The following is a 20,589-nucleotide window of genomic DNA, read 5'->3' as shown; positions in this document are numbered from 1 at the left end:
CAACTTTTCAATTGATGATTGGCAAATTGTAATTAAAACAATTTCATCTGTCCATCTTTGTATTCTTCGTGAAGCTCCATATTCAAACGAGGAAAGGTTTTATCTTTAAAATATCGCTTTCTGGCCAAATGGGCCATTTCGTGTATTTGCTCCGCGATTTTGCCCTCTCCTTTTGTTCTTGTGCCAAATCGGCTATCATTTAAGGTTCCTCCATGGCAATCCTGTATTTGATGTAGAACCTTTTCAGCCCTATCTGGCATCGCCTTTTTGATCCAGTCCGAAAATATTTGCCCTATGGCCCCATTGAGCCGCACCACCGTTAACCCAAAAGAGAGAGCCCCATGCTCTGTAACCGCCTTGGCCAACGGCAACAATTCATGTGAATTGATTCCGGGAATCATGGGTGCTAGCATAGCATTAACGGGTATATTGTTCTCGGATAATACCTGAATGGTCTTTAATCGTTTTTGAATGGATGCCGTTCTGGGCTCCAGTTTTCGTCTTGTTTTTTCTGATAATGAAGTAACAGAGATATTGACCCCGACCAATTGATGTTTGTTCAACTCTTTTAAAATATCGAGGTCGCGCAACACCAATGCGTTTTTTGTGATGATACCCACTGGATGGCGGTATTTTAAAAAAACCTCAAGACATTTTCGGGTAATTTTAAACTTTTGCTCCGCGGGCTGGTAACAATCAGTGTTGCCGGACAGCACAATGGTCTGTGCCTTCCATTTTTTATGCTTTATTTTGGTTTCTAAAAGTTCTGGTGCCGATTCTTTCACCAAAATTCGACGTTCAAAATCCAAACCTGCACTATAGCCCCAATATTCGTGGGTGTTTCTGGCATAACAATAAATACAACCGTGCTCACAGCCTTGGTAAGGGTTCATGGAATATCCCATCCCTACATCGGGACTATCCACTTTGTTGACAATTGTTTTTGGAAAAATAGGAATGTACTTTGTTTTGTTGCTTTCGGCTTCCTCTCCTTCCAAACGGCAGAATTCCAAAAAATCCTCCCGCATCTCATACACATGTTGCAAAAACCGATTGCTTGTATTTTGCTGTGCTCCCCTCCCTTTTAAAAATTCTTCGGATGACATTGTTTTGGATTTATTCCAAATATATGGATTATTTCCCACACAATAATTTTAGACTAATAGTTTGACACGCCTGCCTGCCGACTTTAGGTAGGAATTGCACGGATTCCCTCGAATTTATTTTGTTTCACCACTGTTGTCATTCCGTGCGGACGGGCAGATAACCATCAGGGGTACAATTGTTCTTGAGCTTGTCGGGAGTCGGATGTCCGAAGCACGATGCACGAAGTCAGTTGGCAGTAGGCAGTGGCAGTTTACAGCAATACAATAACTCCAAACTTAATTCGTGCAAATTTGTTTCAGGTCGTCATTCCGGATTTGTTTCGGAATCCCATAGGAGTGAGACCCTGAAACAAGTTCAGGGTGACGGGATTTCTCCCCTCTTTCACGCTAGAACGAGCCTCTTGGCTCGTGCCAAGTACACAAAATGCTGTAAATGATTGGAACGAGCGTGACGCCTATTTGCCGACAAAGGCAGGTTCGCACCAGCAATAGACTAAGCACTTCTCTTATTAAAAAAAGCTGACACGAATTTCACGGATGCTCACCAATGGATGAACGCACTTTATAGATTTCTCGACTGCGCTCGAAATGACACCAAACCTTGCTTGCGATTCTTCGCTCTGTTCAGAATCTCTTGTTTTTGGTATAGGGTAAAAGGTAAGGTTTGAGATAAATTGAATAAGATTCCATGTCGGGGCATGGAATAAGAAAAGCCGAGTTTTCGCCCGGCTTCTCCGTTTTGGTTAGGTGCCCCAACGGGGAAATATCCTTTACTATTCCAAACCAAAATATTCGGCCACAGCATTGTAATCGCTGGTATCCACTCCGGCAGCCTTTAGCTCTGCCATAAGGTTTTCGCTGTTTTTAGACGTGTTTGTAAGTTCAATAGCTACTACAACCACTTGAGTATATTCTCCTCCAGGTATTACATAAGAAGAATCATCTGAAGTCTCATAGAACTCAATCCTAAGTACTCCCGTTTCAATTTCGGTATATACTCGTGTATAATATGTATTTCCAATCAACGAACCTGGAATGGAATACCTGAAACCATTTTTATGATCAATATAATAGAGATAAGCATAGTTTGATGGATTATCAACAATATTGTTCAAGTCAAGATTAAGTACATCATAATTAACAAATACATCCAAATTAAAGGTGTGTTCTTGTACATTGGCATTTCCATCTGTACCATTAGCACCTTGGCAGTCCAGCGCATCAAAGTTGCCGTCTTCGTTAATGTCTTCCTCGGCGTCGCCCGTTCCATTGCCGTTAAGGTCCCAACAACTGATTCCATCTGCACCATCGGCTCCATTTACACCATTTTCCCCAGCAGGTCCTTGTTTTCCTTGTGGTCCTTGCTCTCCATCTTCGCCTGAACAGGAGATCAAAACCATTGCCATGCCAAGCACGGCCATACTAAATAATCTAATTGATTTCATAATAATTTTGTTTTTAATTAGGGTTATATGAAACCAAAAGTATGTTGTAAAAATGGGTGTTTTAGTGCCTAACTAACCTATGGACGGTTTGGTTTGACGGATGGCACAAATGAATTGATATAAAAATTAAATTGTAAGTTTTTTCTTTCATTATTTTTGTAATGAGAAGATTGAAACTAGTAGTTCCACGAATTTACATTAAGTCAATCCATCATTTTCGAACGGGAACCCAATCTTGATTGGCTGGAGTGCGAGAAATTTAAAGTATTGGTATAGAATAGATTTCTCGATCGTTGTTACCCTCATCATTTCGAAATGACATCACTTCTCCTGACATTCTATGGAGGGTGAAGAATTGTTTCAACCCTGTAAAGTTTGACACGCCTGCCTGCCGCCTTTAGGCAGGAATTGCACAGATTCCCTCGAATTTTTTTGTTTCACCACTGTTGTTCTTCCGTGCGGACAGGCAGATAGCCATAAAGCGGACAAATGTTCTTGAGATTATCGGGAGTCGGATGCTCGAAGTACGAAGTTTAAAAGCATCCGTGATCATTTGTGAAATCCGTGTCAAATGTAGCCAACCGTTATTCCGAACTCGTTTCGGAATCCCATAGGAGTGAGACCCTGAAACCTGCCTTTTGCCGGTAGGAAGGCCAGTTCAGGGTGACGGGATTTCTCACCCTCCCGCTGGTCGGTTCGAAATGACAATGAAACAATTCGTGGCCATTCGAGAAATTAGTGTCAAAGCGTAATAACTGAATAACTTCGTAACTCCGAACCCTGAACTTCTAACTTGGGTCTTGGTTCTTATTTAAAATCAACTTTTACCAGTTGTTTTCTGCTTCCTTGCTTGGCGTAGAAGAGCATTTTGTCCTCCTCTTCGTCCTTAAGTGGTTTGGAAACCATGAGTGGTAATCTGGCTTCTTGCTGGTCGATGATTTTTTCATAATCCATAACTCCGTTTTCATCCAAAGAAATCAGGAAAACGTTTCGGTTTCTGCTAAAACCTTGCTTAAAGATCAATCGCTCGTTGTTTATGAGTTGTGGGTGCTCCGAAGAAGTACAGATAAAGAAATACGTTTTGCCATTTTTGCAGTACGAACTGTAGGAGGCATAGGCTCCATCACCTTGGGTAACTTCGGTCTTGTTGATGTTTCTGGCCCATTTCATATCACCATTAGCTCCTAATTTAACGCTAACAATGTCATTATAGTGATAACGCTCAATCTTTACACGTTGTCCAGCTCCGGTAACCTCTAAACCTGAAGTCACAAAATATTCTTCTGCATTGAACAAGATATCTTGGTCATCGGTTACCTCAACTCCTTTAAAAACCAAGTTTTTTATATCGTGATCTCCTGCACGTCCAAACTTGTCTTCCATAAACTGCTGTGAAAAAGCATTGTATTTTTGGGATTGGATATCCAATGTGCTTTGGTTTACATCAAAATAAGCAATACCGTTGTATCGGTTGTCTTTTCTATCTGCATAAAAGCCTATACAGACCAGTCTGTTTTTAACCAAGATCGGATACAATGCTTCCGGGTACTTGCCAGGATCTACAAAAGATTGTGTTTTGCTCCCGTATTGCGAGACTTTGATCAATTCGTATTGAAACTTTCTTTCATCGACCCTAAAACGTCTCTTCTTAAAATAGGCCTTCCCAACAATATAGGCTGTTTGTAGGTCTGGCGAAAAAGCTACGTTCTCAAAAGCGTAGTTTTTTTCCTCAATCTCATCGGAAAAATCATATTCGAACTTTTTGTTGAGCGCGGTATCGAACAAATGGATCATGTGTTTGTTGCTCTTCCCTTTTTTATGATGTGTGCTTATTACGAACCCTGTCTTCTCCTCATTAAAAAGAATGGCTGTGGTAAAGCCACGGGAAAAGTCTCGGTTATAATAGTTTTTCCCAACGGGGTCTTTTACTTCTTCGGAAGCAATGGAGAGCAGTTTTTTTGGCCTGAAATTAAAATCTATTATGGGGCTGGTATGCACCCAGTATTCATATTCCTCTTTATTGGGATTATAATTTAGGAACAAGAGGTTCAACTGGCCATTTTTCAGGAATCCGTTCACAAAGTCCAACCCTTTGAGTTTATAGTTGTACTCGGAAACCAGTTCCAAATCGCTGTTGTACTGTTCTATAAGGTATCCCTTGGGCTTAAGCACCAATCCTTGGTAATAGGCGCGCACCAAAACGTAACCTCCCGAATCATCTTCATTAATGGCCACGAGGTTGGAATAGCGGTACCTGTCTCTATATTTCTCTCCAAAATCGTAGGAAACGGGCATTTTTTGGGCATTGACGGCCATGCCTGTCAATACAAGGCAAAATAATGGAAGTAGGTGTTTTTTCATGATCTGGCTTGGTTAAGCCAATGGTCACGATCCGGGGAAATCTGCTTTTCGTTTGTCCAAAAACGCGGAGGTTCCTTCTTTAAAGTCGTCCGTTCCAAAGCAATTGCCAAAGGCATCAATTTCCACCGAATAGCCATCAGCGTCATATTTAAAACCAGCATTTATCGCTTTTATTGCATGTTTTATGGCGACACTGGAATTATTCGATATCCTGCTCGCAATTTTCATACAAAACGGCAACAATTCTTCAGAGGATACCACATGGTTCACCAACCCATATCCAAATGCTTTGTCGGAATCGATCATTCCTGCGGTCATGATCATTTCCATGGCCCTTCCCTTGCCTACCAACTGTGGTAAGCGCTGGGTTCCACCATAACCGGGAATTACTCCCAACGATACTTCGGGCAAGCCCATTCTAGCATTGCTACTGGCTACTCTAAAGTGGCATGCCATGGCAAGCTCCAATCCGCCGCCAAGGGCAAAGCCATTAATTGCAGCTATTACCGGTGTGGACAGGTTTTCCACAAAATCGAACAGTTGCTGCTGCCCGACTGCCGCCAACTGGCGACCTTCCTTTACCGAGAAATTGGCAAATTCGGAAATATCGGCACCCGCAACAAAGGCTTTTTCACCACTTCCTGTTATAATGATCACTTTTATATCCCTGTCTTCGTCCAGCTCCTTAAAGGCTACGTGCAACTCTTCAATTGTTCTTTTGTTGAGGGCATTGAGCTTTTTTGGTCTGTTTATGGTTATGGTGGCCAAATTGTTCTCTTCTTCAATGTAAATGTTTTCGAAATCCATGTATACTGATGTTTGAGACGGGCTGTACAATGTCCGCCATTATTATTTATGTTCTTTTGGAAAATCAATGGTAAAAACGGTTCCTTTTCCAACTTTAGAAGTAAAGTTAATGGTTCCGCCATAGTTTTCCACAATGTTCTTTACCATACCTAGCCCCAAGCCCGTTCCGCTGGACTTGGTAGTAAACTTGGGCTCAAAAATTTGGTGTTTGTGCTCGTCCGATATTCCAAGGCCGTTGTCCGCAATCGAAATTTTAACACGATCGCCTACGGAGGCCACTGTTACCAAGATTCTCGGGGAGTCTACATCGGGCACAGCTTGAATGGCATTCTTCACCAAATTGGTGATTACCCTTATGAGTTGTGTCCGATCCAGCTTGGCCACAATTTCTTTTTCGTCGGCTATAAAATGAATATAGTCTTCATTAAAAATCTCCATGGCCAATTTTACCACCTTAACCACATTCAAAGTTTCGTTCTGCTGAGCGGGCATATCGGCAAAACTGGAAAATGCTGTGGCTATATTGCTCATGGTATCTATTTGTTGTATCAAGGTTTTGGAAAACTCTTTTACCTTTTTCTGAATATCAGGGTCATTTGGGTCGAATTTCCGCTCAAAACTCTGCACAGTTAGCCGTAAAGGCGTTAGAGGATTTTTAATTTCGTGGGCTACCTGTTTTGCCATTTCACGCCATGCCTGTTCTCGTTCGCTACGTGCCAATTTTACGGCACTTTCTTCTAACTCATCTATCATTCGGTTGTAGGAGTCCACCAATTTTCCGATTTCCTCTCCAGGACTTTCCAAATAAATTTTTTCGTTTTGATGGGTCAAGTTGGTTCTGTTGATTTTGTCCGATATGGTCTGGAGTGACCTTGTAATGTATTTTGAAATAAAATATGCCAAAATAATGGCAACGACCAGCATTAAAACATAAACCATCCCCAACCTGAAGAGAAATTCCCTCAATTCCATGTTATTGAAGGTGTTGTCTTCAAAATAAGGAAGGTTCATGATGCCTATGGGCTTAAATCTCAGGTCATAAATGTAGGTGTAGGTGGATTGATAATTATCTCCGGCCGTCCTTTTTTCCTCCACAAACCGGGTTTCTCCGCTTTCCCTGAGAAAATTCAGCACTTCAGGGTCGAGACAAGTGGCGATTGAGTTGGACTCAAAAGTTGGGCGAGAGCTTTTGATCAAATTGCCCTCCAGGTCGTAAATATTGAAGTTTACATTTTGTATGTTGGCTATCTCATAAATTTCTTCGCTGAATATAAGGTGAAGATTCTCTGTGGTTATGGGGTAGGTCGTCTCCTTAAGCGTATAGTTAATGCTTTTTATGAGCTGTTCTTCCTTTCGCTCCAACCTTTCGTTATGATAGTCGTTGCCTTGTTCCTTGTACTGATAAACCGTAACCCCGGCAATCAATACAGAGGCGAGTACTACCAAGGTAATCATGGCAACAAATATGCGTGACCGTAAGGAAAATTTTCTTAACAAGCTCGCTTGATTTAGCCTTAAATTTAAGCAATTATCGAGCCAAATAAAGTGCAAGAGCAAAAATGAAGCTCAAGAATTTCATTTACATTGACGCTTTACGAAAAGTATTGTAGCTGTTTCATGAAATTCCTGCCTAAAGGTGGAAGGCGAGCATATTAAAAAATTACATTTATTATTTATCATAGAATATCCTTTGCCCAACAAAGAACGAATACCCCATTGTTCGATTTTTGGATTGATCGTTATGCTAAGGGCCCAGAGCGAATAAAAGATATTTTGGTTTGTCCTACACAAGGCAAGTAATCTTGATACAAAAAATGCTGATTTTCAAGAATATATCACCTCGAGCGCAGTCGAGAGGTTTCGGTTGATTTCCCCATTTAAATTAGGTTCCGACTGCGCTCGACCTAACACTACTTAGATTTCTTCCTAAAAACAAAAAACCCAAACTCCTATTGGAAATTTGGGTTTCGTATATTGAAATTTTATAAGATTTCACCCCTTTAAAGTAGCGGATAAGTACTCGCGATTCATACGGGCAATATTGGTCAAGGAAATACCTTTTGGGCATTCAACCTCACATGCTCCCGTATTGGTACAATTGCCAAAACCTTCCAAATCCATTTGGCGAACCATATTTTGAACACGTTCCGTAGCTTCGATTCTTCCTTGCGGCAACAAGGCAAATTGGGAAACTTTGGCTGAGGTGAACAACATGGCACTTGCGTTTTTGCAAGCGGCCACACAAGCCCCACAACCAATACAGGTAGCGGCATCCATAGCTTCGTCCGCATCGTATTTGTTGATTGGAATTGAGTTGGCATCAATTGTGTTTCCGGATGTGTTCACCGAGATGTATCCACCAGCTTGCTGAATGCGATCAAATGAGCTTCGGTCCACGATCAAATCCTTGATCACAGGGAATGCCTTGGCACGGAAAGGCTCAATTACAATGGTGTCCCCATCGTTGAACTTTCGCATGTGCAATTGGCAAGTGGTTACCAATCTATCCGGTCCGTGGGGCTCTCCGTTGATTTGCAGGGAACACGTTCCGCAGATACCTTCCCTACAATCATGGTCAAACTCTACGGGTTCCTCTCCTTTGGAGACCAATTCTTCATTTAAGATGTCCAGCATCTCTAGGAAAGACATATCTCCTTCTACACCATCAAGGGTATAATCAACTATTTTCCCAGGTGAGGATGCGTCCTTTTGACGCCATATTTTTAAATGTAGCTTCATTGCTTCGCTAATTATTAAGTTAATCGGTTATTGGTTTAAACTGTGTTTTAGTTTAGCATCCTTTAAATATTTGATATAACCGTTTAGTATTTTTAATGTTCTGTTATGTAACTCTCTAAAGTTATTAAGTTTTTCCTTTGTGATATAGTTTTCATCAAACGCTATAATCATATGGTCCAAAGTTTCATTCAAAGAGCCTCTTGCCATGGGGCAGAATTGAATGTTCTCTTGATAGTTGAACCTTCCAAACCCTTCTGCAATATTGTTCCCAACTGACCGGGAAGAACGCTTTATTTGGCTAACAAGCTCAAATTTTTCAGAATTGGGCAAAAGAGGAATGATTTCATCTTTAACATAATTTCTTAGAATTCTCGACTCTTTCCAACAGGCCAACTCTTCAAAAGATTTAAAACTTCCCACTAATAATTCTACTGCTGTTCTTTATCCAATAACTTAAATAACAAATAACACAATAATTATTTGTAGGATCTTGTCTTCAGTTCAATGTTTTCATATACCAAATCCTCTTTGTGCAATTCGGCATCTTTGGGCTCGCCCTTATATTCCCAAGCGGCCACATATTTAAAGTTCTCGTCGTCACGTAGTGCTTCGCCTTCTTCCGTTTGGTACTCTTCACGGAAGTGTCCGCCACAGGATTCGTTTCTGTGCAATGCATCCTTCGCGAAAAGCTCGCCCAGTTCCAAGAAATCGGCAACGCGTCCAGCTTTTTCCAGCTCTTGGTTTTTAGAGTCGATGCTTCCGGGAATTTTTACGTTCTCCCAGAAATCTTTCCTTAGCGCCGAAATTTCCTTGATGGCTTCTTTCAGTTCCTTTTCGTTCCGGGCCATACCACATTTGTTCCACATGATCTTGCCCAGTTTTTTGTGATAGTAGTCCACGGAATGGATTCCAGAGCCACCCATCAACTTTTCCATTCTATCACGGACCTGTTGTTCGGCTTCGTCGAATTCCTTGGTATCGGTTGGAATGGCCCCTGTTCTAATATCATGTGATAGGTAGTCGCCAATTGTGTATGGCAGTACAAAATATCCATCTGCCAGACCTTGCATCAAAGCGGAAGCGCCCAATCGGTTGGCACCGTGGTCGCTAAAGTTGGCCTCTCCGGCTGCGTAGCAACCAGGGATTGTGGTCTGCAAGTTATAATCTACCCAAAGACCTCCCATGGTGTAATGTACCGCAGGATAGATCATCATTGGGGTTTTATATGGATTTTGGTCTACGATTTTTTCGTACATCTGGAACAGGTTACCATACTTGGCCTCAACAACCTCTTCACCTAATTTTGTGATAGTCGCTTTATCTGGATTTTTAAGTCCAGAGGTCAACGCTTTTTCTTTTCCGTAACGTTCAATGGCGGAGGCAAAATCCAAGAATACCGCTTCCCCGGTTTTGTTTACCCCAAATCCTGCATCGCAACGTTCCTTGGCAGCTCTCGAAGCCACATCACGGGGCACTAGGTTACCAAAGGCGGGATACCTTCTTTCCAAATAATAATCTCTGTCCTCTTCAGCAATTTCCGTTGGCTTCAATTTGCCTTCGCGTATGGCAATAGCATCTTCTTTTTTCGCAGGCACCCAGATTCGTCCGTCGTTACGAAGTGATTCGGACATCAATGTCAATTTGGATTGATGGTCGCCTGAAACAGGAATACAAGTTGGGTGGATCTGTGTAAAACATGGATTGGCGAAGAAAGCCCCCTTACGGTGCGCTCTCCAAGCAGCCATTACGTTACTTCCCATAGCGTTGGTGGAAAGGAAGAACACATTTCCGTACCCTCCAGTAGCCAAAACTACGGCATGTGCACTGTGTCTTTCAATTTCTCCGGTCACCAAGTTTCTGGCGATTATTCCACGAGCCTTACCGTCTACCAATACCAAATCCATCATTTCGTGACGGTTAAAGGCCTGTATTTTACCGCGGTTTATTTGGCGGTTCATTGCGGAATATGCACCGAGCAACAATTGCTGACCGGTCTGTCCTTTGGCATAGAAGGTTCTGGATACCAGTACCCCACCAAAAGAGCGATTGTCCAACATTCCCCCATACTCACGGGCAAAGGGAACCCCTTGCGCCACACATTGGTCGATGATGTTCCCCGACACCTCCGCCAAACGGTAAACGTTGGCTTCGCGGGAGCGGTAATCACCACCTTTTATGGTATCGTAGAAAAGACGGTAGTTACTATCGCCATCTCCTTGATAGTTTTTTGCAGCGTTTATTCCCCCTTGGGCCGCAATGGAGTGCGCCCTACGCGGTGAATCTTGATAGCAGAATGTTTTTACGTTATAACCCAACTCGGCCAAAGTGGCTGCTGCGGCACCCCCTGCAAGTCCTGTACCTACAACAATGATGTCGATGTTCCTTTTGTTGGCAGGGTTAACCAGATTGATGTCGTTTTTATGTTTGGTCCATTTATCGGCCAACGGCCCAGATGGAATTTTGGAATCCAATATGCCCATACTTAATGTGTTATTGGGTTAAGGTGGTGATAAAGGGCGATAAAAGCAAAGCCCAATGGAATGACCACCGAAAATATTTTAGTGAAAGTTTTGATGGCTGGAGTATACTTGTTGTTTACGCCCATGGATTGGAAAGATGAAGCAAACCCGTGCCATAAGTGAAGGCTCAGTAAGAAGAATGCCACCACATAAATGATGGTTCTCCAAATGGGAGCAAACTTTTCTACGGTTTCTGCGTAGTAACGTGTTGGGTCCTCAGGGTTGGCCTCAATATATTTATAGGCCATTTCGTGTACCCAAAAATCGTAGAAGTGCAATGCCAAAAAAGCAAGGATAACCAATCCGGAATAGATCATATTGCGGGACACCCATGGAGCATTGGCGCTGCCCTTGTACTTTACATAGGCTGTGCCCCTGGCTTTTCTGTTCTGGATCTCCAAAACAAAACCCATTACAAAGTGTACAATTACGCCAGCAATCAAAATAGGTTGTAGGGCAAACTGTACCAAAGGATTGTATCCCATAAAATGGGACCAGGAATTAAAAGTTTCGGGATCTACTACCGAAGCAAAATTAATGGTAAAATGTTGTGTAAGAAAAACAACCAAAAAAAGACCCGAAAGTGCCATTATCACTTTTCGGGCAAGCGATGACTTTATCATTCCACTCATTAGTGCTGGTTTTTCAACAAATTTACGGCACGGATGAGTTTTTAACAAGCTTTCAACATCGTAAAACAGGTTATTTAGATTCATTTTAAGCTACTGGGATTTAATCCTTCAGGATTCTATTTTGGGAATTTTAACCGATATTACAATTGATTTTCAAACCAATGCAAAAAACATGGACATTGCCATTTTATCCGTAAGCCTCAATGTATATTCCACAGCTAGGATTGCAGAGGAATTTGAAAAGGCAGGTCATTATGTGGAGCATATTGACCACACCAAATGTTCGGTGCAGTTGGGCGACGATAAGCCGCAGATTTTTTTTGGAACGGAGAACATTACCGATGAATTTGATGCCATAGTCCCGAGAATCGGCACAACGGTGACCCGCCACGGCGCGGCCATTGTAAAGCAGTTTGAAATGAACCATGTCTTCAGCACGGCGAAGTCACTTGGAATCATCAGGGCCAGAAACAAGGTTTCTACCCTACAAATGATGTCCAAGAAGGGAATACCTGTGCCAAAAACCGTGTTCTCCATCAATCCGAACAATGTAGCCGATCAAATAGAGTTGTTGGGTGGTGCCCCTGTTATCATCAAACTGCAAGAAGGAACCCAGGGCAAGGGGGTTATTTTGGCGGAAAGCAAAAAATCGGCAAAATCAGTGATAGATACTTTGTATAATATGAACACGAGCATTTTGCTGCAACAATATATAGAGGAAGCCAACGGTGAAGATTTGAGAATAGTGGTGGTGGGGAACAAAATTGTGGCCAGCATGAAGCGGACCAGTGGACTGGACGATTTTAGATCCAACGTGCACCGAGGGGCCGAAACCCAAAAAGTACAGCTAACGCCAAGGGAAAAATTTATAGCTATAAATGCCACCAAACATTTGGGTCTTGGTGTGGCCGGAGTGGATTTGATCCGGTCCAAAAACGGGCCTTTACTGATAGAGGTAAATGCATCGCCGGGGTTAAAGGGCATTGAGGCGGTAACGGGGGTAAATGTGGCCAAGCACATTGTTCAATATGTAGAAAAGCACAGTGGAAGGAACAGAAAATGAACTCGTCTTGAGTGGTGAAGTTCAAGCCGACAAGTCAATTTTTTTTTCGTTGACCTTGGCCAAACTCCACTTTATGGCATCTTCCAAGTTTGCAAATTGGCGTATTTTGTTTCTAAAGAACATTTTTTCCAGAACAAGACTGGCCAACCCGCTTTTGTTGTAAGCAACAACCGAATAAAACTCCAATTGGTGTCGGTGTTTGTAAAACTTTAGCCAATCGGTGGGGACTACCGAGTAGTTATGAATGCGATTGCTGATGTAGGCAATAGGTTTGTCTTTTCCCAAGACCTCGTAGGCCACGGATATTATTTTTTCGGCAATGGACCAGTTAAAAACTTCACCTTCTTTTATTTCCGATATGACCAATCCATCAAAAAAGTAGAAAATTCCAAATTCGTATTCCCGTATTTCCCGTATGGTTTTAAAAAACTCCAAATCCTTAACTCGCTGCATATATCCTTTCAGTAAGATGAATCAAATTGTATTCATCAAAAGTAGAAGCAAGCAACGGTTATTTTTGAGCTGATTTTACCAATGCCCCTGTAGGATTGGTGCAACTGGCTTTTCAATTGACAACTCATTTTTCACATTTCAACCAAAAAGAAGTATTCCTACATAAGCCAGTATAAAAACTGATTATTTTTCCATGTTCTTTAATTGGATTCCCAATGCCTTTGTGGATAATTGTACCTCTAAAAGAGAGAGTACCAAGGAAACCATAAGGAACACCAAACTAATACCAAAAATAACATTGGCCCAGACACGCATTTCCACATAGATCAAGAACATGGTTACCGCAGCCAACAAAAAACTGATAATTGCAGTTGCCTGCATGTTTTTTATAATGCCCAAACGGGTGCGCAATTGATTGATCTGTTGTTTTAAGGGCTGGGCGGCGGTTTCTTCAAACTGTTTGTGCAATTGTCTGATCAAAGCCGCAATGGCCAAATAACGTGCGTTATAGGCCAACATGGTCAATGAAATGGCAGGAAAAAGGAGTGCGGGAATACTTAGGTTGAGCTGCATGTTTTCAATTTGAAATTGAAGGTAAGGATTTGTCTTCGGTAACGCAATTGGCTACATTTGGGCAAATCAAATTAAATTTATGAAATACGCCCAAATAGACAGCAATCTTTTTGTAAAGAACCGTAAGAAATTCATGGCTCAAATGAAGCCGAAAAGCATTGCGGTTTTCAATTCCAATGATATTTATCCGATCGGTGCTGACAGCACTTTACCCTTTGAGCAGGACCGTGATATTTTTTACCTGAGCGGAGCGGACCAAGAGGAGACAATTTTATTGTTGTTCCCCGATGCCATGGATCCAAAGCATAGGGAAATCCTTTTTGTGAGGGAAACCAACGATCATATTGCGGTTTGGGAAGGAGCAAAGCTCACCAAGGAAAAAGCAACCGAAGTATCGGGCATCGAGACCGTTTATTGGCTCACGGAGTTTGATAAAATCTTTTTTGATTTGATGACGGAGGCGGACACGATTTATTTCAATACCAACGAGCATTACCGCCAAGCAGTGGAAACCCAAACACGGGAAGCACGGTTTATCGAAAAATGCAAAAAAGAATATCCAGCGCACCAATGGGCCAAGAGCAACCCTATTTTGCAAAATATTCGTGGTGTAAAAGAACCAGAGGAAATCGAGTTGATGCAAACCGCCTGCGATATTACCGAAAAAGGGTTCAGAAGAATCTTGGAGTTTGTTAAGCCAGGGGTTTGGGAGCACGAAATTGAAGCAGAATTTTTGCACGAATTTGTTCGCAACCGTTCCAGAGGTTTTGCATATCCCCCTATTATCGCAGCGGGCAGCAACGCCAATGTACTCCACTATTTGGAAAACAACAAAGAGGTGAATGACGGGGACATGATTTTGTTGGACCTTGCTGCCGAGTACGCCAACTATTCCAGTGATATGACCCGTACCATTCCTGTAAACGGGAAATTTACCGACAGGCAGAAACAAGTGTACAGCGCGGTGCTTCGCGTTAAGAACGAGGCGACAAAAATGTTGGTGCCCGGAACTATTTGGGCCGAGTTCCATAAAGAAGTGGGCAAGCTCATGACCTCCGAACTTATAGGTTTGGGCTTGCTGGACAAAGCCGATGTGCAGAACGAAAACCCTGATTGGCCAGCATACAAAAAATACTTTATGCACGGAACCAGTCATCACATAGGCCTGAACACCCACGATTATGGTGAGTTGAAAAAACCGATGAAAGCCAATATGGTATTTACGGTAGAACCCGGGATTTATATTCCAGCCGAAGGAATGGGTGTTCGTCTGGAAGATGATGTTGTAATTCAAGAAAAGGGAGAACCTTTTAACTTAATGAGAAACATTCCCATTGAGATTGAAGAGATAGAGGAGTTGATGAATAAATAGACCAGATGAAGGTTTTACTGTTTTTAGTACAACAATCAAACATTGAAAAAAAGATGGAGGAAGCTCCCGACAGTGCCTACGAAATTGGCGTGGTTATCGGGAGCTATCTCCCTTTTGTGGTATTGGCCGCCATCGCTTATGCCATTTTCTACTACACTAAAAAGAACAAGGGTTCGGAATAATTTCCTCGGACCGTGTAACCTGTTTCAATAAAGTACCGTCATACCTTACAAATCAAAAAATGTAAGGTAAAATGAAAAACGGACTAAATACGAGGCTTCGACGGTTTCTGTTGATTGCTTTTATAGTAGGGCTTCAACCCTTGCTGAACGCACAGGACTTAGAAATCCAGATAGACGATAAGCTTAAAGAAAAATTTGCCGAAAACGGACCTGGTTCTGTTTTTTTGGTGGCAAAAAAGGGCAATGTCATTTACAAAAAAGCGTTTGGTTTGGCCAACCTTGAACTTCAAGTGCCAATGGAAACCAACAATGTCTTCGAAATCGGTTCCATGACCAAACAATTTACTGCTGTTTCCATTTTAATGTTGATGGAAGAGGGAAAGTTGCAATTGGATGATGAGGTAACCGAATACATTCCCGATTATCCCACACGCGGCCATGTAATCACCATTCACCACTTATTGAACCATACTTCAGGAATAAAAAGCTTTACAAGCGTAAAAGGGCTCAACGCCATAGCGAACAATAACATGGAACCGTTGGAGATGATTGATTTTTTTAAGAACGAGCCCATGGACTTTCATCCCGGAGAAAAATTTAAATACAACAATTCGGGCTATATCATTTTAGGCTATATCATTGAAAAAACATCGGGTATGGAGTATGCCGATTTTGTGGAAAAGCATATTTTCAAAAAGCTGGGAATGTCGTCGTCCTATTATGCAAGACGTTCAAAAGTGATACCGAACAGAGCTTCCGGCTATCATAAAAGAGAAGACTATATCAACGCTAGGCATATCAATTATTCCATTCCTTTTGCATCGGGATCCTTAATGTCCACTGTGGATGATATGTTAAAGTGGGAACAAGCGATCAAGAACCATATATTGCTCAGTAAGGAAAGCACAAGAAAGGTTTTTACGAATTATACCTTGAACAATGGGGAACTGACCAATTATGGCTATGGGTGGCATGTCAAAACCATGAATGGCAGCAAGAGTCTTGAACACGGAGGCTCTATTTTTGGGTTTAAATCCATGGGGGTTTATTTGCCCGAAGAGGATATTTATGTAATAGGCCTAAGTAATTGCGATTGTAACTCACCCACAAAAATCACACGTGAAATAGCTGAAATGATTTTGAACAACAACGATTTTGGTAGGTGATTGCCAATTTGTTTGATTTTTATCCCGAAATCTCGGAAATTGGAGAAGTCTAAAAAGAAAGCATGCCTAAGACGTTTCCAAAGATTCAGGATAAAAAACTCTACCGGACCGCCTTTGCCCTGGCCCTGTTCACTATCTTTTACAACATTGCCGAGGGGATTATTTCCACCTATTTGGGTTTTGAAGATGAAAGCCTTGCGCTATTTGGGTTTGGAACCGATAGCTTTATCGAGGTGATTTCTGGACTGGGCATTGCCCACATGGTTTTGCGCATCCAAAAGAATCCGGACAGCAATCGCGACAATTTTGAGCGAACCGCCCTAAGGGTTACAGGGGTGGCTTTTTATCTTTTGGTGGTTGGATTGGTTATTTCCAGCAGTTATAATATTTGGACGGGGCATAAACCGCTGACGACCTTTTGGGGCGTCATCATTTCAGCAATATCCATTCTTGTAATGTGGATTTTGGTTTGGTGGAAACGCAAAGTGGGTCGTAAACTGAATTCAGCACCTATCTTGGCCGATGCCAATTGCACACTGGTCTGCGTGTATATGTCCATCATCTTACTGGTGAGCAGTGGGATCTACGAACTTTTTAAGATTCCTTATATTGATAGTATCGGTACTTTGGGATTGGCCTATTTTGCTTTTTCCGAAGGAAAGGAATGTTTTGAAAAGGCACGCAGTAATAAACACTGTGCCTGCGATTAGAAAAGTATTTCAATTTGTGAAACACCTTGAAGATATAAAACTTATCTGACAATCCTTTTTGGAATGTCGTTAAGAAATGTAATAAATCATTTGTTTTTAACTGTCCTATTAAATTCCAAATAGAACATTTAAAAATACTTTTTTGGAGGCTATCCAAAAAAATATTTTTCTTTACGCAGAACCCAAATCCACCTAACCATGAATAAACTTGAAAAAGCAAGACAAGCAATTTTAGATTATCCGCTCGAGGAGTATTTTGACACTATTGGTATAGACGCTTCAGACTATATATTTTCGAAGGAAAATATTTCAGAAGGTTTGCAATTCTGCATTGATGTGGTACATGATAAAGTAGTTGATGAATTCGATATCCCCATAGGTTCATCAAAGAGTAAAGGGATTCCTCACCTGCCAAAAAATATAAATACAGCTATTTTTGAGGGCTACCAGTTTTTGGTTCAATTTAATTTTGAGGAATTAAAACCTTATGATATTTTTGGTCTTTTCCCCCAAACAGGCATTTTATATCTATTTTTTGATTCGGATAATGTTTCTGCCAAGGCTTTATATTTTAAAGGAGAGGTTAACCAGTTACAATTGTTGGAAACGGTTGGTGATAAAAAAGGGTTATCAAAAATAACTTTTGAGGCTGGATTTACATATGGCAATTGGGATGAGAGGCATGAAATAACTAAAGTTATGCCAAATGGATTGAATGAAATGCTTACCAATATCTTTGGTTTTCCACTGTTAAATCCATTACGCCATAATTTTGAAAAGGAAATATCCGGCAATATTTTAGGAAAGCCCACATTTTTGTTAGATGATGACGAATATGAAAATCCATATTATTTGGACGACTATATTTTGTTATACGACTATTGTTTTGGTGACAATTACCTCCATTTTTGGATTGCCCCTGATAATTTAAAAAAACGTGATTTTTACAGGATTGAGGTAACAGTCTCTGTTGGGTGATAAAGAGCAAAAATTTAAATAGGTTATATGGATAGAAAAAATCATTGGGAAACCGTTTACGAAACCAAGAATCCAGATCAGGTAAGTTGGACCCAGGAAGTACCGCAGACCTCTCTGGATTTTATTCATTTTTTTAAACTGGACAAAACTGCCAAAATTATTGATGTGGGCGGTGGTGATAGTAAATTGGTGGATTTTCTGTTGGATGAAGGTTTCGAAAACATTACCGTGCTCGATATTTCGGGCAAAGCCATGGAAAGAGCCAAAAAAAGGTTGGGAAATAGGGCGCAAAAGGTAAAATGGATTGAAAGTGACATCACCGAATTTGAATCCAAGGAAACTTATGATCTTTGGCACGATCGCGCAGCCTTTCATTTTTTGACATCCCCTGAGCAGATACAAACCTATGTGGAATTGACCCAAAAAGCTGTTGCCAGCTATATGATTCTGGGAACCTTCTCCGAAAATGGACCAAAAAAATGTAGTGGTCTCGACATCAAACAATATAATGAAGAGCAAATGGAAACTGTTTTCAAACATTTTGAGAAATTGGAATGTAGAACCGAAGACCATACCACGCCTTTTGGCACTACACAGCATTTTATTTTTTGCAGTTTTAAAAGAAAACAAGATTAGCTTGAAGCAGCTGTTTCTTTACTGTTGATGATGTTCGAAACAATAAAGGCAATCAACGCTGGAAGCACCCAGCCCATTTGATGCTGGCTCAACGGAATCCAATCAACATAAGGAGAAATAAACCCACCAAGGCCGATGCCCCCCAAAAAATCGGGGATACTGAACAGAATGGTCACTCCAATTACCCGTTGAAACACCTTGGGCGAACCCCATTTTTCAGGGACTACGTTGAGTAAAATCAAAATAATGGTGATGGGGTAAATAAACATGAGCGACGGAACGGCTACGGTAATAATGTAGCCAACATCAAACTGACCCACCAACACACCCAAAAGGCAACCCAAAAATGCGGTGATTCGGTATGCTAAAATTGAATCGTTGAACCTTCCTTTGATAAAATCAGAAGTTCCCGTTACGATTCCTACCGCTGTGGTAAAGCAGGCCAAGCTTACCAAAATACTGAGCAATATATTGGCTGTTTGCCCCAAGGTTTTTGTACTGATTCCTCTTAGAAGAGCGGTTCTGGAAATATCGGTATCAAAAGCATCCCCGAACAATGCACCTGTAAGGATAAGGCCTCCGTACACGAAGAACAGCCCAATGCCCGCCCAAAGACCTGCTCTCCCAATAAGTCTCTTTTTTTCTTCAAACGTAGCGGATTTTTCCTTTAGGTTGATGGATATGATGATTACCGCGCCCACTACTACAGCTCCGATGGCATCAAACGTTTGATAACCTTCCAAAATTCCAGAACTAAAAGCTTGCTCCATTGTTGATGGTACAAAATCAAAGTCCAATGCAAAGACTGCCGTTGCTATCATTATTAATAAAATAATCAAGATGCCTGGGGTTAATAGCTTGCCCAATGCATCCAAAACTTTGGAACGATTGATGACAAAAACAAATACCAACATAAAATAGATTAGGCTGGTTAGCAACGATGGAGAATCCCAAAAAGGCTGAATGGCCATTTCATGTGTTACCGATGCAGTCCTGGGCGATGGCAAAGCGATGGCGATGGCATAAATTAAATAACAGTACACCACACTAAATGTGGGAGAAACTTTTTTGGCAAAATCGAATAATGTACCCTGTAATTTGGCATGGGCAATAATACCCAAAATTGGGATAAGAACACCCGAAATGCAAAATCCCAAGGTGACCAACCACCATAAATCCCCTGATTTAAATCCCAATAATGGAGGCAAGACAAGGTTTCCCGCACCAAAAAAGAGCGAAAAAAGGGCAAAAGATGTAATTATTAAAGATTTCTTGCCGGTAGATTGTTGATAATTTGTTTTCAATATGGTATATTACAAAAGCGTTTTTGAGCGAAAAAAGATAGCTTTTTGTCGATTTTATTGCATTTCATCGAAAAAAATACTTTGTCGACGCAATCGTAAAATAAAAAGTTATCAACACTCGTTCCTATTAAAAGTTGAACCACTTAAAAATATTTTTATAACACAAAATTACTATTCACCAATTTAAGCATTTTCGAAGCTCCATATCGTAAATCATTGCTTTTCTCCAAACAAAACCAGCTTATGAAAACAACTACTACACAGCATGGCAACAAATTCTCTTCTTTCTTTTGCAGTCTGTTCGGGCACCATTACACGGTTTCCAAAAAAGTGACCCAACACATAAAAGAATACAAATGTATTCATTGCCAAAAACAGGTTACTACAGATGTTACTGGCAAACTTTCTGCGCTGACTCCGCAAATGCAAGAGATCAACAGTACATTGGAAGATATGTACCGAAAACGAAAAAGTAGGGTAGTGCACCAAGTGGCATAACCCTTTTTTATTTTAGAAAAGGCCCAAGTCTTATCCCGGAAACTT

20 protein-coding genes are annotated in these 20,589 nt (G+C 41.3%); 8 read left to right on the top strand and 12 right to left on the bottom strand.

All coding sequences use genetic code 11. The features are described from left to right. Nucleotides 1–32: 32 nt before the first annotated feature. The 9 genes from AC13CS_RS14750 to AC13CS_RS14710 form a co-directional block, all read right to left on the bottom strand. Nucleotides 33–1,106: a PA0069 family radical SAM protein gene (locus AC13CS_RS14750; RefSeq protein WP_293166483.1), complete on the bottom strand. Its 1,074-nt coding sequence runs from the start codon at nt 1,104–1,106 to the stop codon at nt 33–35. Between the two features lie 773 nt (nt 1,107–1,879). Next, nucleotides 1,880–2,551, bottom strand: coding sequence for a collagen-like protein (locus tag AC13CS_RS14745; RefSeq protein WP_293166485.1), 672 nt, complete (start codon nt 2,549–2,551; stop codon nt 1,880–1,882). An 807-nt stretch (nt 2,552–3,358) separates the two neighbouring features. Beyond that, a complete protein-coding gene (locus tag AC13CS_RS14740; protein ID WP_293166487.1) occupies nt 3,359–4,912 on the bottom strand; it encodes a hypothetical protein in 1,554 nt (517 codons plus the stop codon). A 24-nt stretch (nt 4,913–4,936) separates the two neighbouring features. Beyond that, nucleotides 4,937–5,719, bottom strand: a complete 783-nt coding sequence (locus tag AC13CS_RS14735) for an enoyl-CoA hydratase-related protein (RefSeq protein ID WP_293166489.1) — start codon at nt 5,717–5,719, stop codon at nt 4,937–4,939. A gap of 42 nt (nt 5,720–5,761) precedes the next feature. Next, nucleotides 5,762–7,174 (bottom strand): sensor histidine kinase, encoded by a 1,413-nt coding sequence (locus AC13CS_RS14730; RefSeq protein WP_293166491.1) that lies wholly within the window; start codon nt 7,172–7,174, stop codon nt 5,762–5,764. A gap of 537 nt (nt 7,175–7,711) precedes the next feature. Next, the gene (locus AC13CS_RS14725) at nt 7,712–8,458 is read right to left on the bottom strand and encodes a succinate dehydrogenase/fumarate reductase iron-sulfur subunit (protein ID WP_293166493.1); all 747 of its coding nucleotides are present in this window, start codon (nt 8,456–8,458) and stop codon (nt 7,712–7,714) included. 27 nt (nt 8,459–8,485) lie between these two features. Continuing rightward, nucleotides 8,486–8,878, bottom strand: a complete 393-nt coding sequence (locus AC13CS_RS14720) for a four helix bundle protein (protein WP_293166495.1) — start codon at nt 8,876–8,878, stop codon at nt 8,486–8,488. A 56-nt stretch (nt 8,879–8,934) separates the two neighbouring features. Then, entirely contained in the window at nt 8,935–10,938 is a 2,004-nt protein-coding gene (locus AC13CS_RS14715) for a fumarate reductase/succinate dehydrogenase flavoprotein subunit (RefSeq protein ID WP_293166498.1), read from the bottom strand. Nucleotides 10,939–10,940: 2 nt separating this feature from the next. Then, on the bottom strand, nt 10,941–11,609 hold the full coding sequence (locus tag AC13CS_RS14710) for a succinate dehydrogenase cytochrome b subunit (protein WP_293166500.1): 669 nt from the start codon (nt 11,607–11,609) through the stop codon (nt 10,941–10,943). Between the two features lie 172 nt (nt 11,610–11,781). Here AC13CS_RS14710 and AC13CS_RS14705 point away from each other — a divergent pair, with 172 nt between their 5' ends. After that, nucleotides 11,782–12,672: a RimK family alpha-L-glutamate ligase gene (locus AC13CS_RS14705; RefSeq protein WP_293166502.1), complete on the top strand. Its 891-nt coding sequence runs from the start codon at nt 11,782–11,784 to the stop codon at nt 12,670–12,672. Nucleotides 12,673–12,693: 21 nt separating this feature from the next. Here the strand turns inward: AC13CS_RS14705 and AC13CS_RS14700 are convergent, their stop codons facing one another. Beyond that, nucleotides 12,694–13,125 (bottom strand): hypothetical protein, encoded by a 432-nt coding sequence (locus AC13CS_RS14700; RefSeq protein WP_163624210.1) that lies wholly within the window; start codon nt 13,123–13,125, stop codon nt 12,694–12,696. 183 nt (nt 13,126–13,308) lie between these two features. Next, on the bottom strand, nt 13,309–13,698 hold the full coding sequence (locus AC13CS_RS14695; protein ID WP_293166504.1) for a DUF2721 domain-containing protein: 390 nt from the start codon (nt 13,696–13,698) through the stop codon (nt 13,309–13,311). A gap of 79 nt (nt 13,699–13,777) precedes the next feature. Here AC13CS_RS14695 and AC13CS_RS14690 point away from each other — a divergent pair, with 79 nt between their 5' ends. From AC13CS_RS14690 to AC13CS_RS14665, 6 genes are all read left to right on the top strand, one after another. Next, nucleotides 13,778–15,070, top strand: coding sequence for an aminopeptidase P family protein (locus AC13CS_RS14690; RefSeq protein ID WP_293166505.1), 1,293 nt, complete (start codon nt 13,778–13,780; stop codon nt 15,068–15,070). A gap of 5 nt (nt 15,071–15,075) precedes the next feature. Continuing rightward, nucleotides 15,076–15,252, top strand: coding sequence for a hypothetical protein (locus tag AC13CS_RS14685; RefSeq protein ID WP_293166506.1), 177 nt, complete (start codon nt 15,076–15,078; stop codon nt 15,250–15,252). A 71-nt stretch (nt 15,253–15,323) separates the two neighbouring features. After that, nucleotides 15,324–16,418 (top strand): serine hydrolase domain-containing protein, encoded by a 1,095-nt coding sequence (locus AC13CS_RS14680; protein ID WP_293166508.1) that lies wholly within the window; start codon nt 15,324–15,326, stop codon nt 16,416–16,418. 62 nt (nt 16,419–16,480) lie between these two features. Further along, nucleotides 16,481–17,128, top strand: coding sequence for a cation efflux transmembrane domain-containing protein (locus tag AC13CS_RS14675; protein ID WP_293166510.1), 648 nt, complete (start codon nt 16,481–16,483; stop codon nt 17,126–17,128). Between the two features lie 198 nt (nt 17,129–17,326). Further along, nucleotides 17,327–18,106, top strand: coding sequence for a DUF1963 domain-containing protein (locus tag AC13CS_RS14670; RefSeq protein ID WP_293166512.1), 780 nt, complete (start codon nt 17,327–17,329; stop codon nt 18,104–18,106). 27 nt (nt 18,107–18,133) lie between these two features. Further along, a complete protein-coding gene (locus tag AC13CS_RS14665) occupies nt 18,134–18,742 on the top strand; it encodes a class I SAM-dependent methyltransferase (protein WP_293166514.1) in 609 nt (202 codons plus the stop codon). On the opposite strand, the gene brnQ is transcribed toward AC13CS_RS14665, so the two are convergent. Beyond that, a complete protein-coding gene (brnQ, locus tag AC13CS_RS14660; RefSeq protein ID WP_293166516.1) occupies nt 18,739–20,046 on the bottom strand; it encodes a branched-chain amino acid transport system II carrier protein in 1,308 nt (435 codons plus the stop codon). The genes AC13CS_RS14665 and brnQ overlap by 4 nt on opposite strands. A gap of 243 nt (nt 20,047–20,289) precedes the next feature. Here brnQ and AC13CS_RS14655 point away from each other — a divergent pair, with 243 nt between their 5' ends. After that, the gene (locus tag AC13CS_RS14655) at nt 20,290–20,544 is read left to right on the top strand and encodes a hypothetical protein (RefSeq protein WP_293166518.1); all 255 of its coding nucleotides are present in this window, start codon (nt 20,290–20,292) and stop codon (nt 20,542–20,544) included. Nucleotides 20,545–20,589 lie beyond the last annotated feature (45 nt).

The organism is Flagellimonas sp. B-3 (genome assembly GCF_056857835.1).
This window is presented reverse-complemented; position numbering and strand designations above follow the sequence as displayed.

What these genes read in the sequence shown, in the direction of transcription:
- AC13CS_RS14750 (WP_293166483.1), bottom strand. Translation starts at nt 1,106, where the DNA reads ATGTCATCCGAAGAATTTTTAAAAGGGAGGGGAGCACAGCAAAATACA.
- AC13CS_RS14745 (WP_293166485.1), bottom strand. Translation starts at nt 2,551, where the DNA reads ATGAAATCAATTAGATTATTTAGTATGGCCGTGCTTGGCATGGCAATG.
- AC13CS_RS14740 (WP_293166487.1), bottom strand. Translation starts at nt 4,912, where the DNA reads ATGAAAAAACACCTACTTCCATTATTTTGCCTTGTATTGACAGGCATG.
- AC13CS_RS14735 (WP_293166489.1), bottom strand. Translation starts at nt 5,719, where the DNA reads ATGGATTTCGAAAACATTTACATTGAAGAAGAGAACAATTTGGCCACC.
- AC13CS_RS14730 (WP_293166491.1), bottom strand. Translation starts at nt 7,174, where the DNA reads ATGATTACCTTGGTAGTACTCGCCTCTGTATTGATTGCCGGGGTTACG.
- AC13CS_RS14725 (WP_293166493.1), bottom strand. Translation starts at nt 8,458, where the DNA reads ATGAAGCTACATTTAAAAATATGGCGTCAAAAGGACGCATCCTCACCT.
- AC13CS_RS14715 (WP_293166498.1), bottom strand. Translation starts at nt 10,938, where the DNA reads ATGGGCATATTGGATTCCAAAATTCCATCTGGGCCGTTGGCCGATAAA.
- AC13CS_RS14710 (WP_293166500.1), bottom strand. Translation starts at nt 11,609, where the DNA reads ATGAGTGGAATGATAAAGTCATCGCTTGCCCGAAAAGTGATAATGGCA.
- AC13CS_RS14705 (WP_293166502.1), top strand. Translation starts at nt 11,782, where the DNA reads ATGGACATTGCCATTTTATCCGTAAGCCTCAATGTATATTCCACAGCT.
- AC13CS_RS14700 (WP_163624210.1), bottom strand. Translation starts at nt 13,125, where the DNA reads ATGCAGCGAGTTAAGGATTTGGAGTTTTTTAAAACCATACGGGAAATA.
- AC13CS_RS14695 (WP_293166504.1), bottom strand. Translation starts at nt 13,698, where the DNA reads ATGCAGCTCAACCTAAGTATTCCCGCACTCCTTTTTCCTGCCATTTCA.
- AC13CS_RS14690 (WP_293166505.1), top strand. Translation starts at nt 13,778, where the DNA reads ATGAAATACGCCCAAATAGACAGCAATCTTTTTGTAAAGAACCGTAAG.
- AC13CS_RS14685 (WP_293166506.1), top strand. Translation starts at nt 15,076, where the DNA reads ATGAAGGTTTTACTGTTTTTAGTACAACAATCAAACATTGAAAAAAAG.
- AC13CS_RS14680 (WP_293166508.1), top strand. Translation starts at nt 15,324, where the DNA reads ATGAAAAACGGACTAAATACGAGGCTTCGACGGTTTCTGTTGATTGCT.
- AC13CS_RS14675 (WP_293166510.1), top strand. Translation starts at nt 16,481, where the DNA reads ATGCCTAAGACGTTTCCAAAGATTCAGGATAAAAAACTCTACCGGACC.
- AC13CS_RS14670 (WP_293166512.1), top strand. Translation starts at nt 17,327, where the DNA reads ATGAATAAACTTGAAAAAGCAAGACAAGCAATTTTAGATTATCCGCTC.
- AC13CS_RS14665 (WP_293166514.1), top strand. Translation starts at nt 18,134, where the DNA reads ATGGATAGAAAAAATCATTGGGAAACCGTTTACGAAACCAAGAATCCA.
- AC13CS_RS14655 (WP_293166518.1), top strand. Translation starts at nt 20,290, where the DNA reads ATGAAAACAACTACTACACAGCATGGCAACAAATTCTCTTCTTTCTTT.